At 72.4% G+C, this 16,164-nt stretch carries 11 protein-coding genes; 4 read left to right on the top strand and 7 right to left on the bottom strand.

What is annotated here, in order from left to right; all coding sequences use genetic code 11:
* Positions 1 to 186: 186 nt before the first annotated feature.
* Positions 187 to 1,371, bottom strand: coding sequence for an MFS transporter (locus tag J2S66_RS01010; protein ID WP_310302517.1), 1,185 nt, complete (start codon positions 1,369 to 1,371; stop codon positions 187 to 189).
* Positions 1,372 to 1,507: 136 nt separating this feature from the next.
* Here J2S66_RS01010 and J2S66_RS01005 point away from each other — a divergent pair, with 136 nt between their 5' ends.
* Positions 1,508 to 1,948, top strand: coding sequence for a hypothetical protein (locus J2S66_RS01005; protein ID WP_306749501.1), 441 nt, complete (start codon positions 1,508 to 1,510; stop codon positions 1,946 to 1,948).
* A gap of 26 nt (positions 1,949 to 1,974) precedes the next feature.
* Here J2S66_RS01005 and J2S66_RS01000 read toward each other — a convergent pair whose 3' ends face one another.
* On the bottom strand, positions 1,975 to 2,736 hold the full coding sequence (locus J2S66_RS01000) for an HpcH/HpaI aldolase family protein (RefSeq protein ID WP_310302512.1): 762 nt from the start codon (positions 2,734 to 2,736) through the stop codon (positions 1,975 to 1,977).
* A gap of 54 nt (positions 2,737 to 2,790) precedes the next feature.
* Between J2S66_RS01000 and J2S66_RS00995 the strand changes: the two genes are divergently transcribed.
* Complete coding sequence (locus J2S66_RS00995; RefSeq protein WP_310302509.1) at positions 2,791 to 4,089, top strand: hypothetical protein; 1,299 nt, start codon at positions 2,791 to 2,793, stop codon at positions 4,087 to 4,089.
* A gap of 168 nt (positions 4,090 to 4,257) precedes the next feature.
* Here the strand turns inward: J2S66_RS00995 and J2S66_RS00990 are convergent, their stop codons facing one another.
* The 3 genes from J2S66_RS00990 to J2S66_RS00980 all read right to left on the bottom strand — a co-directional run bounded on the left by J2S66_RS00990 (position 4,258) and on the right by J2S66_RS00980 (position 6,730).
* Positions 4,258 to 4,668, bottom strand: a complete 411-nt coding sequence (locus J2S66_RS00990; protein ID WP_310302506.1) for a transposase — start codon at positions 4,666 to 4,668, stop codon at positions 4,258 to 4,260.
* 206 nt (positions 4,669 to 4,874) lie between these two features.
* Positions 4,875 to 5,531, bottom strand: a complete 657-nt coding sequence (locus tag J2S66_RS00985) for a response regulator transcription factor (RefSeq protein ID WP_310302503.1) — start codon at positions 5,529 to 5,531, stop codon at positions 4,875 to 4,877.
* Complete coding sequence (locus tag J2S66_RS00980; protein ID WP_310302501.1) at positions 5,519 to 6,730, bottom strand: sensor histidine kinase; 1,212 nt, start codon at positions 6,728 to 6,730, stop codon at positions 5,519 to 5,521. Before J2S66_RS00980 ends, J2S66_RS00985 begins: the two co-directional genes overlap by 13 nt.
* Positions 6,731 to 7,035: 305 nt before the next feature.
* On the opposite strand from J2S66_RS00980, the gene J2S66_RS00975 reads away from it, so the two are divergent.
* Both J2S66_RS00975 and J2S66_RS00970 read left to right on the top strand, forming a co-directional pair.
* Positions 7,036 to 8,166, top strand: coding sequence for a serine hydrolase domain-containing protein (locus J2S66_RS00975; protein WP_310302496.1), 1,131 nt, complete (start codon positions 7,036 to 7,038; stop codon positions 8,164 to 8,166).
* Positions 8,167 to 8,418: 252 nt separating this feature from the next.
* Positions 8,419 to 9,570 carry a serine hydrolase domain-containing protein gene (locus J2S66_RS00970; protein ID WP_310302493.1) on the top strand — a complete coding sequence of 384 codons (1,152 nt, stop codon included), beginning with the start codon at positions 8,419 to 8,421 and terminating at the stop codon, positions 9,568 to 9,570.
* Between the two features lie 125 nt (positions 9,571 to 9,695).
* Here J2S66_RS00970 and J2S66_RS00965 read toward each other — a convergent pair whose 3' ends face one another.
* Together J2S66_RS00965 and J2S66_RS00960 are read right to left on the bottom strand one after the other, a co-directional pair.
* Complete coding sequence (locus J2S66_RS00965) at positions 9,696 to 11,225, bottom strand: non-reducing end alpha-L-arabinofuranosidase family hydrolase (protein WP_310302490.1); 1,530 nt, start codon at positions 11,223 to 11,225, stop codon at positions 9,696 to 9,698.
* Between the two features lie 1,037 nt (positions 11,226 to 12,262).
* The gene (locus J2S66_RS00960; RefSeq protein ID WP_310302487.1) at positions 12,263 to 15,412 is read right to left on the bottom strand and encodes a hypothetical protein; all 3,150 of its coding nucleotides are present in this window, start codon (positions 15,410 to 15,412) and stop codon (positions 12,263 to 12,265) included.
* Between the last annotated feature and the right edge of the window lie 752 nt (positions 15,413 to 16,164).

Below are 16,164 nucleotides of genomic sequence, written 5' to 3'. Positions count from 1 at the left end.
CGGTGTCGGGGCGCCTCCGGTGGCCGCACGGCGGCGGCCTCGTCGCCCCACCTCCGAAGCTAGGCAGCCGAGGCTCTCCGGGCAGCGGTCGTTGGTCCCTGTCGACCGGTGCCCAACGACCGCTGTCGGCGGGAGGCGCGAACCGGCCCGGTCACCCTGCCGACCCCCGGCACGCACACCGGCTGATCAGCCCTCGACCGGCCCGGCCCGGTCCTCCGGCCGGGCGGGTTCGCGCAGCGGGCGGAGGACGAGCCGGCCCAGGCCGGGCAGCGCGATCAGCGGGGTCAGGGCGGTGTGCAGGGAGGTGCTGTCGGCGAGGGCACCGATCAGCGGACCGGCGACACCGCCGACGCTCACCGCGAGGCCGAGGGTCACCCCGCTCGCCGTGCCGGGGCGACGCGGCAGGTAGTCCTGGCCGAGGGTGATGTGCAGCGAGAACGGCACGGAGAGACCGATCGAGGTGGCGGCCGCGAACACGAAGAGCGCCGGCCCGGGGACGAACACGATCCCGGCGACGGCCGGCGCGGTCAGGGCGTAGGACCAGCGCACGACGCGGAGCCGGCCGAACCGGGTGGCCAGCCTGCCGCCCGCGACGGTGCCGACCGCTCCGCCCAGGTACAGGACGAACAGGGCGGCGGCACCGACGGCGGCGCCGCCGCCGACCCGCTCGGGGGCGTAGAGGGCGAGGAACGTGCCCAGGCCGACGAAGACCACGGATCGGCACGCGATCGCGCCGGACAGCCGCGCGAACGACGCCCAGTCGTCACGTCCCGGGGAGACCCGGGACGCACCCGCGCCCGGTGGCGTCCGCCGCTTCATCGACCGCAGGGCGGCGGTCGAGAGGAGCGCCCCGGCGACGGCGGGCAGGACCAGCAGCGGTGACGCGGCGAGACCGCCCGTGGCGACCACCGCGGAGACCAGCAGCGGCGAGGTGGCGAACCCGAGGTTGCCCCCGAGGCTGAACCAGCCCATCGACGTGTGGCTGCCCCGGCCGGCGATCCGGGCGACGCGGGCCGCCTCGGGGTGGTAGGCGGCCACCCCGAGGCCCGAGAAGGCCACGACCACCAGGGTGGGCGCGTACTGGTCGGTGAGGCCGCACAGCGCCACGCCGACACCTCCCGCCAGGGTGCTCACCGGCAGCAGCCAGGGCATCGCCCAGCGGTCGGTGAGCACGCCGAAGAGCGGTTGCGCCACGGAGGACAGCAGTGACGCGGCCAGCACCAGACCCGCCGCCGCCGCGTACGGGTAGGCCCGTTCGGCCACGAAGAACGGCACCAGCGCGGCGATCGAGCCCTGGTAGACGTCCACGCACGCGTGACCGGCGGACAGCAGGGGCACCGGACCGGCGCGTCGACGGGGACTGCTGGTCATGCCGACGATCTTCGACGCGGGGGCGGTCGCCGTCCACCGGTGTCGACGCGCACCCGTGCCGGCCGGGGCACGCCCCTCCCGCGGTGCTCGTCCGGGCGCGTGCGCGGGGCGACGGCGGGCAGGCTAGTTTGCCCGGATGAGCCTCCTCGATGACGTGGCCGAGCGCGACGGCTGGCGGTGCTGGGTGTGCGACGAACCGGTCGACCCCGACATGTCGGTGAACGACCCGCGGGGGCCCAGCGTCGACAGCCGGACCGCCGACCGGAAGGCCAAGGTCGCCGAGCGGCTCGCGCACCGCGGGTGCAACACCCGCAAGGGCGCGGTCAAGGTGGTCATCGCCTGGCCGGACCGCCTGCACGTGGCCGAGCCCGCGCCGCTGATCACCGTCGCCGGGAGGCTGGAGCGCAAGGGGGGCCGCGAGATGGTGGCCCGCTGCCCGACCGAGCGGGACGCCCGGGAAGCGGCGGAGTGGCTCGTGGACCGGTTCTCCCGACTGGTGCCGGGGCTGCCGGTGACCGCCGACGTCGAGGCGGGCGGCGGCCAGTTCCTCGTCATCCTCGCCACCGGCCGCCGATGACCGGGACAGGCCGCGCACCTCGGTGGTCAGCGCGCCTTCGCCGCGGCGGCGGCTTCGCCCGCGCTCCGCGCGATCATCGCCAGGTCGTCGACCGCGGCGATCATGGTGAAGCCCGCCGCCCGGAGCCGGGCGACGCGTTCCGGTGATCCCGCGTACGCGCCCGCCACGAGACCGCGGGCACGGCAGGCGCGGACCACCCGTCGGAGGGGGCCGTCCTCGCCGTCGTCCGCCAGCAACCCGGCCACGTCCAGGCCCAGGGCCAGCGACAGGTCGAACGGGCCGATGAAGACGCCGTCCACGCCGTCCACGGCCGCGATGTCGTCGACCGCGTCGAGGCCGCGGACCGTTTCGACCATCACCAGGCACAGGACGTCCGCGTTCGCCTGTTCCGGCACCGGGGTCGCCACCCCGTCGACGGACCGGATCGGCCCGAAGCTGCGGGTGCCCCGCGGCGCGAACCGCGTCGCCGCGGCGGCCGCCCGCGCCTGCTCGACGCTGTCGACCATCGGGACGACGACCCCGTCGGCGCCGCTGTCGAGGGCCCTGCCGATGAGCTCGGGCCGGTTCCAGGCGACGCGGACGAAGGCCGGGACGCCCGCCGCGCGCACGGCGGCGATCAGGTCCGTGTTCTCCCGCCCACCGGCGGCGCCCCCGTGCTGCTCGTCGACGCACGCCCAGTCGAACCCGCCACCGGCGGCCGCCCGGACCACCCGCGCATCGGTGCTGCCGACCCACAACCCCGTGCCGAGATCGCGTGGTGCGACCGTGTTCCCGCCGGTCTGGGTCATCGTCTCTCCCGTGGTCGTCGTCGAAGCACCGTAGCGCCGATCGTGCCGACCCCGATGACCGCTACGGCCGTCGAACACGTGTGCGCCCGTCCTGCGCTCGTCGCGACGCCGACCGGTGACGCCGCAGGCGCTCGCGGTCCGACCGGACAGGAGTCGACGAGTGGCCGGTTGCTGCCGGGCGACGCGGTGATCGTGGCGACGGCGGCCCTGCGGAAGGAGGCCTTCACGAAAGAGGACGCCACCACCGCCGCGGTGGTGCATCGGCGGAAAGAAGCAGTCGGAGGCGCGCTCCGCGTCCGCGCCGGCTTTCGACACCCGTGCGGTTCCCACGACTCGTGTCCGGACGAGTCCACCACTCGACGAAATCGCATGAACTCCATGCAACGCGTGCATGGACGTGTCGCGCCCACCAATGGACGATCTGCGGTGCCTCCGAATTCAGCGCGGCGATCCCGCGCCGTGTCGCGGGCGCGGGAGGGGTGTCACGTGCGGGGACTGGTGGGGTGGTTCGAGGCGCAGGTGCTGCGCGTCGGCCTGATCGGGCTGGTCGAGGCAACGCTGGCGGTGCTGTCCTTCGGCGCGGTGCTCAGCGCTGTCTTCGGCGGCCCGGCGGTCAAGGCGGCGGCCGTGGTGGTGGCGGTCGGCGGCGTGCTCGCCACGTTCGCGACGCTCGTCGCCAACCGCCGACGCGGCGAGACCGACCACCTCCGGGACAGGCGGCTGACAGCGCGGTACTGCGACCTCATCCAACGCGCGATCGGTGGACCGCTGCACTACCTGAACTGGGACGACATCACGGTGATCGACGACAAGGGCGGCGCCGTGGAAACGGTCACCGTCCGCGCTCGGGTCGAGATTGAGGAGGCGTACTTCTTCCGCTTCCGGTTCGGCCCGGCCTGGGACCAGCCCGAGAGGCAGCGGACCAAGGTGACCTGCCGGGTCCGCACCCTGACGGGCGCGGCCGCACCTGGTCCTCGTTGCGACACCACGCAGACGTGGCTGGCCGACGGTAGGCTGGAGGTGATCGCCCACCTCGCTTCCCCCGTGAAAGCCGGGGACGAACTGCGGCTCGTGATCGACCTCGACTGGCCCGGCATGTGCGAACCTCTGATGCGCAAAAGAGAACCGGATGACTACTTCCTGCGCTTCGCCCGTCCCGCCGACGAAGTCCGCTACGTGATCATTCTTCCCAAGAACGAGGACACGTACGCCGCGCCCATCGGCTTCACGCCTGATGACCGCGGCTACGACATGACCGTCAAGCCCAACGACACGGGTCGCGTTCAGGTCACCGTGACCGCCCACGACGTCCCCGCCCGCCACCGCTTCGGCGTCCGCCTGGACCTGAAATAGGCAACGCCCGACCTCTCGCCGGGCGTTGCCCGAGGTGTTCAGTCGTCGTCGGTCTTGTCGCCGCCCACGGGCAACCTCCCTGAATCCGTTGATCCACTCCTGGCCGGGACCGTCGACGCGGATTCCCGACGGGTCCAATGTGATCATCAACGGCGTTGTCTCATGTGATCACCCCACGGTGCAGTGACAAGTCGAACCGAACCGTTCCACTGCCCATTCGACGTCCACCACCACCCCGAGCCGGCGCCGGGCGGCACGGCGCACCTTGTGGAGCCACTCGCACTCCAGGTCCCAGCCGTCCTCGGGCACCTCGAGGTCTTCCAGCGCATCCCACACCCCCGCCGCCGTCCACGCGGCGAACCTGCGGTGGGCGGTGGCTCGCGAGACCCCGAACGCGGGCGGCAGTTCACGCCATGGGCAGTCCGAGATCAGCACGAAGATCACCGCGGCCAGCGACGCCCGGTCATCCTTGGGCTTGGTGCCGCCACCCTGCCGCCTCTGCCTCCACTCGGGCAACTTCGGCCTGACCAACTCCCACAGGCGGTACGGCACGAGCAGTTCGACGAGGTCTTCCGACACGGCGCGGATTTTGCGTCGGGCAACGACGTGAGATGCCGCATTCCAAGGCATGTCGGCCGCGTATCGCCCAGTGGTCGCCTCGTGTCGATCAGCGGCGAGAAAATTCTGCCGCGCGTGTCATCGATGCAGGTACGGGTCGTGGCACGACCCCGAGGGCCGGCACGCTCCACGAGGTTCCGGCCGTGCCGACCGCGAAGACGGCCTCGCTACCTCGACCCGGTGCCCTCCAGGTAGCGCAGGACCGCGGTGACGCGCCGGTCGGCCCGGTCGTCGGGTGCCAGGTCGAGCTTCGCGAAGATGCTGCGGATGTGCTTGTGCACCCCTCCCTCGGTGACGACGAGCCGCTCGGCGATGGCGGCGTTGCCGAGCCCTTCGGCCATGAGCGCGAGCACGTCCCGTTCCCGAGGGCTCAACCGGCCGAGCGCGCTGGTCCGCGGGTTGCGGGCCAGCAGTTGGCCCACCACCTCGGGGTCCACGGCGGTGCCGCCGGCCGCCACCCGGTGCAGCGCGCCCAGGAACTCGTCCACCCGCCCCACCCGCTCCTTCAACAGGTAGCCGAGCCGGTTCGCGCCGGCGGCCAGCAGCTCGGTGGCGAACGCCTGCTCCACGTACGCCGAGAGCACGAGCACCGCGAGACCGGGCAGGCGGCGGCGCGCCTCGACGGCCGCCACGATCCCCTCGTCGGTGTGGGTGGGCGGCATCCGCACGTCGACGATGGCCACGTCCGGCTCGTGCTCGGCCACCGCGGCCAGGAACGATCCCGGCGTGTCCGTGGTGGCCACCACGTCGAGCGACTCGGCGCGCAGCAGCAGCGCCACCCCCTCGCGCAGCAGCGGGTCGTCCTCCGCGATCACGATCCGCACGGCAGCTCCACTCGCATCGTCGTCGGCCCGCCGGGCGGGCTGTCCAGGGTGAGGCGCCCGTCGTACGCCTCGACCCGCCGGCGGATGCCCGACAGGCCCGACCCGCCGCGCTCGTCCGCGCCACCCCGGCCGTCGTCGCCGATCCGCAGCAGCAGCCGGTCCCCCGCCCGGCCCACCTCCACCACGGCGCTCGCGGCGCCGCTGTGCTTGGCCACGTTGGAGAGGGCCTCGGCCACCACGAAGTACGCGGTGGCCTCGACCGAGGCGGCGCACCGGCCCGGCACGTCCACCACCACCTCGCAGGGCACGCCGCAACTGCTCGCGAGACCGGTCAGGGCGCCGGCGAGCCCGCGGTCGGCCAGTACCGGGGGCAGGATGCCGCGAACCACCTCGCGCAGCTCGGCGAGCGCCTGCTCGGCGGCGTCCTGGGCCCGGTCCAGCACGGCGCCGGCCGCGGCCGGGTCCCGGTCCACGGCCCGCCGGGCGGCGCCGAGCAGCACGGTCACCGCGACCAGCCGGTTCTGCGTGCCGTCGTGCAGCGACCGCTCGATGCGGCGCAGCTCGGCGGCGTGCGCGTCGAGAGCGGCGGCGCGGGTGGCGGTCAGCTCGGCGACCCGCAGCGAGAGGTCGGCGCCCGCGGGAGGCACCAGCAGGTGCCGGCCCGGCCACTCCTGCGCCCGGACGAGCGCCGGTCCGAGCCCGATGACGACGGCGGCGCAGAGCACGCCGGTCAGTCCCACGGCCAGCGCGCCGGTGAGGTCGGTGACGGCCCAGGGGATGGGACTGGGGGTGTTGTCCTCGGGTGGCAGCAGGTGGTACCAGAGCGGGTACGTCGTGTTCTGCAGCGCCGTGGCGGGCATCGCGAGCCCGATGAACCCGGTCGCCAGGCCGGCCGTGGCGTGCAGCGGCAGCCAGGCCAGCTCACGTCGCACGGTCGCATCGCGCAGCGCGGCCCGCACCCGGTGCGGCACCGGGCCGGGGTCGAGCACGTCGAGCCGGGCCCGTTCCCGGTTCGCGGCCGCCCTCAGCGCGCGCAGGGCCGAGGGCACCAGGGGGACGCCGACACCGACGCAGCCGAGCAGCGCGACCACACCGAGCCAGACGAGGACGGCCGTCGCGAGCAGCGCCGTGCCGAAACCGCCGACCAGGCGCGCGACGACGTCGATCGCCCCCCGCAGGCGCTGCCGCCCCCGTGTCATGCCACCTCCCCCGTCGCGACCCTATCCGATCGACACGCCCCCGCACCGGGCGCGAACCCCCTGCCCGGCGCGGCCCACCAGCCCGGACGGGAGCGGCCCGGGGGTGCCACCGCCACCCCGGTCGTCCAGCAGGCTGGATTGTCCACCGGGGCGAGGCTGAACAGACTCGGGCGGTCCGTCCTCGCAGGACCCACGTCCACGGAACCCGGGAGTCGTCCGCCTTGTCCACACCTCCTTCCCACTCGTCCACACCTTCTTCCCGACAGGGCCGACCGCCCTCCTCGCGAGGTCGCCGCGCGGTCGCCATGACGGCGGCGGTGGTCGCCGCGGCGGGCGGTCTCGCGCTCACCGGCCCGGTCCCGACCTCCTCGGCCGAGCCCCGCCGCGATGCCGTCCAGCAGCGCATCGACAAGCTCGTCGGCGCCGACCGGCACCCCGGGGCGCTGGCCGCCGTCCGGGACCGGCACGGCCGGACCCGCCACTACACGGCCGGGGTCGGCGACCTGCGGACCGGCGGCGGGGTGCCGGTGAACGGCAGGGTGCGGATCGGCAGCGCGAGCAAGATGTTCGCCGCCGTCGTCGTGCTCCAGCTCGTCGGCGAGGGCAGGGTGGAGCTCGACGCGCCCATCGGGACGTACCTCCCGGGCCTGGTCCGGGCCAAGGGCGTGGACGCCGACCGGATCACGGTCCGCCGACTGCTCCAGCACGACAGCGGCCTGCCCGACTACACCGACTCGATGTTCACGGGCATCGGGGACTACTTCCCGTACCGGCACGTCTACCTCGACCCCCGTGGACTGCTCGACCTGGCGAACGCCAGGGAGGACGGCAGGCCCGCCGGCACGGGGTGGTCCTACAGCAACACGAACTACGTCCTGGCCGGCCTGCTCGCCCAGCGGGTCACCGGTCGCCCGTTCGACGAACTGGTCACCACGCGGGTGATCCAGCGGATCGGTCTGCGCGACACGTACGCGCCCGGGGTCGGCGAGCAGGACATCCGCGGCCGGCACCCGAAGGGGTACCAGCGCGACCCGGCGACCGGCGAGCTGGTCGACTTCACCAGGATGGACCCGGGTTGGGGTTGGGCCGCCGGCCACATCGTCTCCACGCCGGGCGACCTCAACACCTTCCTGCGCGCGCTGCTGGACGGGAAGTTGCTCGCGCCGGCACAGTCGGCCCAGATGCGCACCACCATCCCGACGGCCCCGGGCTCCGGCCAGGGCTACGGGCTCGGCGTGTTCAGGATGCCGTTGAGCTGCGGAGGGGTGGCGTGGGGCCACGGCGGTGACATCCCGGGCTACTCGACCCTCAACGCGGCCACCGACGACGGCCGCGCGACGACCCTCGTCGTCACCTCGCTCAACGGGTCGGTGAACGACGGGTCCACCGCCGCGGACCGGGGCGCACTCGTCGACGCCGCGCTGTGCGCGAACTGAGGCACGGCCGGCGGACGCCCCCCGACCCCGCGAGGTCGCCTCGCGGGGTCGGGGGGACCCGGCGGAGGTAGTGCTGGCTGTACCCCGGTTGTGCAGTGCGGGGGATCGTGCGGCACCGGAGCCGCGGCAAGACTGTGCGTGTCAGTGAGAACCGCCCACTTTGGAGAGTGCCCCTTGTCGAATGGTCTCAGTCACCCGGCCGGAACCCGCCCGGGCACCGCGCGCCGGCGTCGTGGTGTGGTCGCCGCGGCGATGGCGGCGGTAGCGGTCGCCGGTCTCGCGGTGACGCAGGTGGCGTCGGCGGGCGCGTCGGAGGAGCGGTCGAGGCCGGTCCACGACAAGACGCTCCAGGCGGGCCTGGAGGAGCTGGTCCGCGACGGGTCGCTGCCCGGGGCGTTGATGTCGGTGCGCAACCGCGAGGGGAGGGTGACGAACTACACCGCCGGGGTGGGCGACATCCGGACGAGGTCGAAGGTGCCGTCGGACGGTTACGTGCGGATCGCCAGCAACACCAAGATGTTCACCGCGGTGGCGATCCTGCAACTGGTCGACGACGGCAGGATCGCGTTGGACGACCCGGTGGAGAAGTTCCTGCCGGGCGTGGTGCGGGGCACCGGTGACGGTGCGACGGTCGACGGCCGGAACATCACCATCAGGCAGCTGCTGAACCACACCAGCGGGATGACCAGCGCGATGCCCCTCATGCCGAAGGGCATCCTGCCGATCAAGGACCGCTACTTCGACGCCCGGGAGCTGTTGGACGCGGCGTTGACGCAAGCACCGACGTTCGCCCCGGGCCAGGAGAGGACGTGGTCGTACAGCAACGCCGGGTACGTGCTGCTGGGCCTGGTGGCGCAGCAGGTGGCGGGACGGCCGTTCGCCGAGGTGGTCACGGACCGGATCATCAACCGGATCGGGCTGCGGGAGACGTACTACCCGGGGCCCGGCGACCGCGACATCCGCGCCCCGCACCCGCGGGGTTACCTGCCGCCCAAGGACGACAAGGGCGAGATCATCGCCGGCGAGCTGATCGACATCACCCGGTTCGACCCGTCGATCGCCGGTGCCGCGGGGAAGATGATCGCCACCCCGAGCGACGTGAACAAGTTCCTGGTCGCCCTGCAGGACGGTCGGCTGCTCAAGCCCGGTGGGCTCGCGGAGATGCGTCGGACGGTGGCCGCGCCCGGCTTCCCCGAGGGGTGGCGCTACGGCCTGGGCACCATCGAGATGAAGCTCAGCTGCGGAATCACGGCATACGGCCACGGCGGCGACGCCGACGGCTTCCAGACCCGCGCCGCGATCACCCCCGACGGCCGGGCGGTCACCGTCGCCGTGACGAACGACGAAGCCGGCCGGGCCGAGGTCCTCACCTTCTTCGACAAGGCGCTGTGCGCCACGAAGTAGGAGCCTCCGCGAAGCGGGAGCCCGAGCCGGTTCGCGGCCGGTTCGGGCACCTCGCGGGCCGGCGCCCCCACCCCTGTCGAGGGGTGGGGGCGCCGGCCCGGTCGGGATGGAGCCGCGTCGGGTGGTCAGCGTTGCAGCGTCAGCAGACCCGGCCGGTAGGGGAGCTTGCCGTAGTCGCCGCCCGAGTTGGGGCTGCGACCCTGGTAGAGCAGTTGCAGGTTGCAGGGGTCGATGGTCTTGGTCTGGTCGGGGTTGGTGCGGATGAGATCGCCGTGGCTGATGTCGTTGGTCCAGGTCGCGCCGCTGTTGGCCTTGCCGGCGAAGGGGTTGCCCTCGGTGGCGGCCTGCGGCGTCCACGAACCGCTCAGGCTGCTGGACGTGAACGAGCGGAAGTAGCGCCCGTTCGCGCCGATGGCCTCGACGATCATCAGGTACTGGTTCCGGCCCTGGACCTTGTAGACCTCGGGCGCCTCGAACAGGTTGTTCGTCGTGTCGCTCATGATGGTCGTGTAGGACGAGCCGAAGCTGGCCGGGAAGTTGCCGATCGGCATGACCTGGCGGTAGATCTTGCCGTTGTCACCGGCGAAGAACAGGTACATGTTCTGGCCGTCGCCGATGAGCGTCTGGTCGATGGGTCCCGTGCCGGAGCCGGTGATGCTCGCCGTGGAGAGCACCTGCGGCGACGACCACCCGTTCGGGTTGGTGGGATCGCTCGACGTCCGGTAGGTGAACGCCGTCCCGCCCCACTGGTAGGCGAGCACCCAGACGTTCTTCGGGGCGAAGTAGATCAGGGTGGGTGCGACGGTGCCGGAGTTCATCGCGTTCTGGCTCGCCGAGCCCATCTCGGACCAGTTCGTGAACGGGGTGAAGTTCATCGAGCCCCAGGACGTCCCCGTGTCGTGCGTCGTCGCGTAGACCAGGTGCTTGCCGTTGTACGGCACGTAGGTGAAGTCCTTGAGCGAGACCCACCCCTGCCTCGGGTTCGCCAGCGAGCCCGTCGAGGTCCAGCGGTACGTCGACGGGAGGGAGCACCCGCCGCCCGGCTGGGTGGTCGTGGTGGTCGTCGGACCGCCGCCGCCGACGCGGACGAGCTGCCACTGCTGGTTGGCGCCGCCCCAGTCGCTGTACTGCACGACGTTCGCGCCGTCCGCCGTGGAGGCGCCCTGCACCTCGACGGCCTTGTTGCTGTTGCGGTTGATCAGCCGCACGTGGCCGCCGTCGGAGTCGGCGAGGCGGAACTGCTGGTTGGTGCCGTTGCCGTCGGCCCACTGCACGATGCCGCCGCCGTCCGCGGTGGAGAAGTTGTGGACGTCGAGCACCTTGCCGGAGTGGCGCGACTTGAGCCGGTAGTAGCCGCCGCCGGAGTCGACGAACTGCCACTGCTGCTGGTTGCCGTCGTTGCGGGCCCACTGCGTGATCCGCGCGCCGTCGCTCGTGGCCAGGTTGTAGACGTCGAGCGCCTTGCCGCTGTTCCGGTTCACCAGCACGTACCAGGCCGTCGTGTCGACGGTCGCCGCCGACGCGGGCGCCGCGCCGATCGCGGCTACCACGCCGCCGAGCAGCACGGTCACGACGGCGATGGCGGCACCGATCAGGCTGCGGCGCTTGCGGGCTCGCGGAACGGTGGTGGGCGGGTGTTGGCCTGATCCGGCCATGGGCGTACTCCTCTTCGTCGAGGTGGGGCGACGGGACGGGGGTGTGCGGGCGGTCTCCGCGTGGTTCAGGCGCTCAGACCAACTTTGTTAGCGCTAACAATCCGGCTTTCGCTTCTCCTCTGCGCAAAGGGGTGCAGTGGGTTTGCGAGATGACCGCCAGGGACATCCGTCGCGTTCATTCGACTGTGAAGGATCACGCACCGTCGGTCAAGACGTAACGAAAAAGTTTCGTACGGGCAAGCGGGCGGTCGATCGAGCGCGCGATCGATTGCTAAAAATAGCGCGAATACCTTTAGCGCACACCGACTTCGCCCGTCGCGGTCAGGCACCGACCGGCCGGCCGACCGGTGCCCGGGTCGACACGGGCGGCATCGGCTCCGTCGATCCGGAGGCGCCCGGCCCGGCGGAACCGGCGTGTGCCGCCGGAAGCCGTCGGCGCAGTTCGTCCACCATGCGCAGGCCCCTCTGCACCCGGACGACGGTGCTCAAGCGGTCGTCGCGTCGACGCGGCGGGGTGTGTGTGGTCGACATCCCCGACCGGATCGAGCGGCACCACAATCGGAACCACCGTGGTGGCCGGCCGCGCGACACCGCGCCACGAACCGCCGGGGCAATACGTTCACGCAACCGGGATTCTCCCGATCCGACCGGGCCGGTGGTCGCGCGTCCGAGGCGGTGAGCCTGTCGGACACCTCGTCGATGCGTTCCAGGACGGCGCGGACGGCCCGACCGCAAGGGTCCTCCAGTTCGGAGCAGAGCAGCCACAGCCCTTCCCGTGCCACTCGTCCGCACCGGTCGCGGAGGTCCGGATGGGACGAGTCGGTTCTCGGCGACGTTCACGCGGAACGCGGCGCTCGCCTTCGACGAGACGGCTGATCACTTCCACCGCGCGGATGACCGCCGGACCGCGGGGATGCCGCTGCGGGAGGACCCGCGGACTTCGCGATGCCGACTTCCGCGCCTGCGGAGGGCTGTGGCGGTGCGAAAGGCGGTGGCCCGGGATCGACAGACCCCGGGCCACCTGGTGCCGAACGATGTCACGCGGTGCGTCGGCGTCCGACCACCCGGGCGCCGACGCCGAGCGCCACGGCGAGCAGGCCCAGCAGTCCGAGACCGATCACGCTCGTGCCGGTGTCGGCGAGATCGCCGCCGGCGGCCGTGCCGCCACCGGACGGACCGGGGCCGGCCTGGGAACCGGGTTGGTCGGGACCGGGCCGGCCGGGGTCGGTCGGAACGGGAGCGGGCCGACCGGGGCTCGTGGGCGCGACGACATCCGGGTCGGTGACCTCGGGACCGGCGTCGAAGTGCAGGTTCACCGGCCCTTCATGCCCCCGGATCACCTTGAAGTACGCGTACGGTCCCCAGTTCGTGTTGAACTTCCACGGCCCGACCAGGACCGGCGTGTAGTACCCGACCGGCAGGTCCGTGAACGTGAAACCGCCGTCGGCGCCGGTCACCGTCCGCGCCACCGGCTGCCCGGTGAGGAAGTCGAGCAGGACCAGCTTCACGCCGGGGATGCCCGCCGGGTCGGTGCCGGTGCCGGCGAGCGCGCGACCGGACACCGTCCACACCGCTCCCGGCACCCGGGCCAGGTCCGAGATCGACGGCAGTCCGCCGGCGTGATCCGGGCCGAAGTCGCACCAGACGCCGAACATGCCGTAGTCGTCGGCCCACTCGGGCACGGTCTCCTGGATGGTGAACGTGCGCGTCTCACCCGGCGCGATCTCGACGCCGGCCCCGTCCTGGGCGAGCGGCCCCCAGGCGGGTCCGCTGTGGAGCGCCGGCAGTTCGGCGCTGCCGCAGAACGCCTTGGCCATGATCGGGGCGTCACCGGAGTTCGACAGGGTGATCGTGAGCCGCACCCGGTCGTCGACGCCGTAGGTTTCGCGGTCGAACGCACCGGACGCGTGCAACTCGTCCGACAGCGGACGCACCATGCGGTAGACGACGGTGGTCTCCTGACCGGCCGTCACGACCAGGTCGGGCTGTTTGCGGACCACCCAACCGGTGTTGTCGTCCCACGTGTAGACCTCGTAGGTACCCGCGGGGGCGTCGTCCAGCAGGAACCGACCGTCGGCCCCGGTCTCGCCGACGACCCACTTGCGCGGCGTGCCGCCCTCGAAGGTGATCCGGATGCGCGGCAGCTCCTCGCCGTCGTCGAACACGCCGTCCAGGTCGCGGTCGCCGTACACGACCACCACCGCGTCCCCGGTCCGGTGGGTCACCGCGGCACTGACGTCGATGACGTTGTCGGACGGATCGGCGTCGTCGGCGGTCTCGATCACCCCCTTCAGCCGCACCACCCCGCCCCGCACCCAGATCATGGTGCCGACCAGGGTGATGTCGCGCTCCGCGCCCGGTTCGAGGTGGGCGCCGCTCCACGGGCTCAGGTCGCCCCACTGGTTGTTGTCGTAGTTCAGCCTGTCCTCGCCCCACTCGGGCACGAACCGCGCCGACGCCGACGCGTTGCCGACGTTGACCACCTTGACGACGACCTTCGCCTGCTCGTTGATGTCGTAGGACGGCTTGTCGAACGACGCGGTCACCCGCACGTCCGGCTTGGGCAGCGGCTCGACCACGACCGGGCCGTCGACCACGGAGAAGGAGTAGGACGACACGTGCCCGCCGTCGACCTGGACGCCGAACCCGCCGCCGTAGCGGCTTCGGTACGGGCCGAGGACGAGGACGTCGTGGTTGCCCGCGGGCAGGTCATCGAACCGCCAGGTGCCGTCGTCACCGGAGCGCGCCCCGGCGATCGGCCTGCCCAGCCCGTCGAGCGCGAGCAACCGGACCCCGGCCAGCGGGGTTTCCGGGCCCTGCCCCGAGTAGTGGTGCAGCGTCCCCTCGGCACCGCCGCGCGCGCCGACGACCTCCGCGCTGTCGGACGAGCCGACGTAGCCGTCCTCGTGGTCGCCGTGGTCGCCGAAGTTGCACTCGGCGTGGAGGACGCCGAGCTCGTACGCGCGCCGCGGGACGACGTCCGGGATGACCAGGACCTTCGTCTCGCCCGCGCCGACGGTCGTGCCCGGTCCGTCGAACACGAGCGGCGCCCAGCCGGGACCCCTGCCGTCGAGCACGTGGGGCTCGCCCGAGTGGTTGCAGGTCGCGACGACACCGGTCAGCGGCACGGCGCCGGAGTTGGTCAGCGTGATCTCCACGTTGACCTGGTCATCGCGTCCGTAGGTGTCCTCGTCGAGTTCGAGCCGGGCGGTGAGCACGTCGGAGACCGGGGCGGCGGTGGGGATCGCCAGGTTCGCGGTGGCGCCGCGCTCGACGGTGAACTCGCCGAACCCGGGCTTGACCACGAACCTCGTGTCGCGGATGTGGATGCGGTAGCGGCCGGTCGGCACGTCGGTGAACGAGATCCGCCCTTCGCCGTCGGTCACCGCGCTCAGCGAGGTGTACGGCGAGCCGCCGTTGGCGAAGAACTCCAGGCCCGACACGCCCTCGCCTGCGTCGGCGCGGCCGTTGCCGTCGGCGTCGGTGTACACGACGCCGGAGGCCGCGCCCCGCTCCTGCACGACGTTCGCCCGGGCGATGGCCTCGTTGTCGGCCGGTGTCGGGTCCGGGATCGTGCCTTCCGCCCGGAAGACGCGGATGTTGAACACCGCGTGATCGGCCCGGCTGTCCCTCGGCCGGGCGACGAGGTTCACCACCATCCGCTCGCCGGGTGCCAGGGTGTAGCGCCCGGAGATCTGCTCCCAGCCCCTGTTCAGCCAGACGTTGCCGTCGAAGACCACGAACGTGGTCTCCGTGGCCACCTCGTCGCCGACGTTGTCGACCGTGACCGTGATCGGGAGGTCGGACTCCGGCGAGTACTCCGCGCGGTCGAACACCGCGGTGATCCTCAGGTCCGCCTCGGCGGCCTGCCCGGCGGCGCGCTGCGGCGCCGGGGCCGGTCGGTCGACCGACCGGTGGTGCTGCTCCGGCCCCGCCGCCGGGCTCCCGGTCGAGGCTTCGGGCGCGGCACCCGCCGTGGTGTCGACCGGGCTCTCCGGCTGCGCGACCTCCGGCTGCGCGACCTCGGGCGGCGCGGTCGTGGTCGGCGCGGTCGTGGTCGGCGTCTCGACGGCGGGAGCGGTCGTCGTGGTCTCGGTGGGTGTGTCGGTGACGGTCGGGGCTTCGGTCTCCTGCGCCCAGGCGGCCGTCCCGCTGAAGGTGGTCGCGAACGCCAGGACGACCGCCACGGCGGTTCTCAGCGCACGTCTACGAACCGCACGTGGACGTGCGGCAGTGCCAACGGACAAGGTGTCCCCCCTTGTAGCCACTCGGTGTCCCTGCGGTGGTGGTGACGTCCCCCGACGCGTCGTGCAGGGTGAGCGGTGGATTCCCGGGCAGACTACTGGCCCGCAAGTCCTGGCGCGGCCGCTTTCGGCGCAACGCGAGCAGCCACGGGTTCATCGGGACGACCTCGCACGTCGGCCTGGTGGCGACGCGCTGCGAGTGGTTCGTCGGACACGGCGCATCCCTGTCGCACGGCCCCGATCCCCCGTGCCCGAGGAGACCTGCGTTCTCGCGAAAGGCCACACGTCTACCGGCGATCGACACCGGTGGCCGGCCCACCGCGACAGTCCCGTCACCCGTGCCCACAGGACGGGGTCGCGGCCCCGCCCACACCATTCCGGGGAGAAGGTGGTGAAGCTAAAGGCATTCCCCCGATATTTAGCGCGCGGGCGCGTTGACGGGTCGAACGGAGCCTGGCTACATTGGCGTGCCGGCCGAAATAGATCGGCTTTAGTTTCGAAAGTTTCTACCGCCGGTGGACGCCCGCCGCAGTGGCACCCCGTTGACGACGCGTCGGGAGCACCTGTGCGACGAGACCCGGCGGTGCGCCCTCCTGGAGCGCGTGCCCTGTCCCCCGTTCATCCGACGACGTCACACCGCGGCGCGCCACGACGGAACGCGGCGGGTACGGCCGGGTCCCGATCCACGGGGAGGT

The sequence above is a fragment of the Saccharothrix longispora genome (assembly GCF_031455225.1).
GTDB classification, from domain to species: Bacteria; Actinomycetota; Actinomycetes; order Mycobacteriales; family Pseudonocardiaceae; genus Actinosynnema; species Actinosynnema longispora.
This window is presented reverse-complemented; position numbering and strand designations above follow the sequence as displayed.

Excerpts from the sequence above, each read along its gene's own strand:
- J2S66_RS00975 (WP_310302496.1), top strand. The coding sequence starts at position 7,036 with ATGACGGCGGCGGTGGTCGCCGCGGCGGGCGGTCTCGCGCTCACCGGC.
- J2S66_RS01005 (WP_306749501.1), top strand. The coding sequence starts at position 1,508 with ATGAGCCTCCTCGATGACGTGGCCGAGCGCGACGGCTGGCGGTGCTGG.
- J2S66_RS00965 (WP_310302490.1), bottom strand. The coding sequence starts at position 11,225 with ATGGCCGGATCAGGCCAACACCCGCCCACCACCGTTCCGCGAGCCCGC.
- J2S66_RS00970 (WP_310302493.1), top strand. The coding sequence starts at position 8,419 with ATGGCGGCGGTAGCGGTCGCCGGTCTCGCGGTGACGCAGGTGGCGTCG.
- J2S66_RS01000 (WP_310302512.1), bottom strand. The coding sequence starts at position 2,736 with ATGACCCAGACCGGCGGGAACACGGTCGCACCACGCGATCTCGGCACG.
- J2S66_RS00995 (WP_310302509.1), top strand. The coding sequence starts at position 2,791 with ATGACCGCTACGGCCGTCGAACACGTGTGCGCCCGTCCTGCGCTCGTC.
- J2S66_RS00980 (WP_310302501.1), bottom strand. The coding sequence starts at position 6,730 with ATGACACGGGGGCGGCAGCGCCTGCGGGGGGCGATCGACGTCGTCGCG.
- J2S66_RS01010 (WP_310302517.1), bottom strand. The coding sequence starts at position 1,371 with ATGACCAGCAGTCCCCGTCGACGCGCCGGTCCGGTGCCCCTGCTGTCC.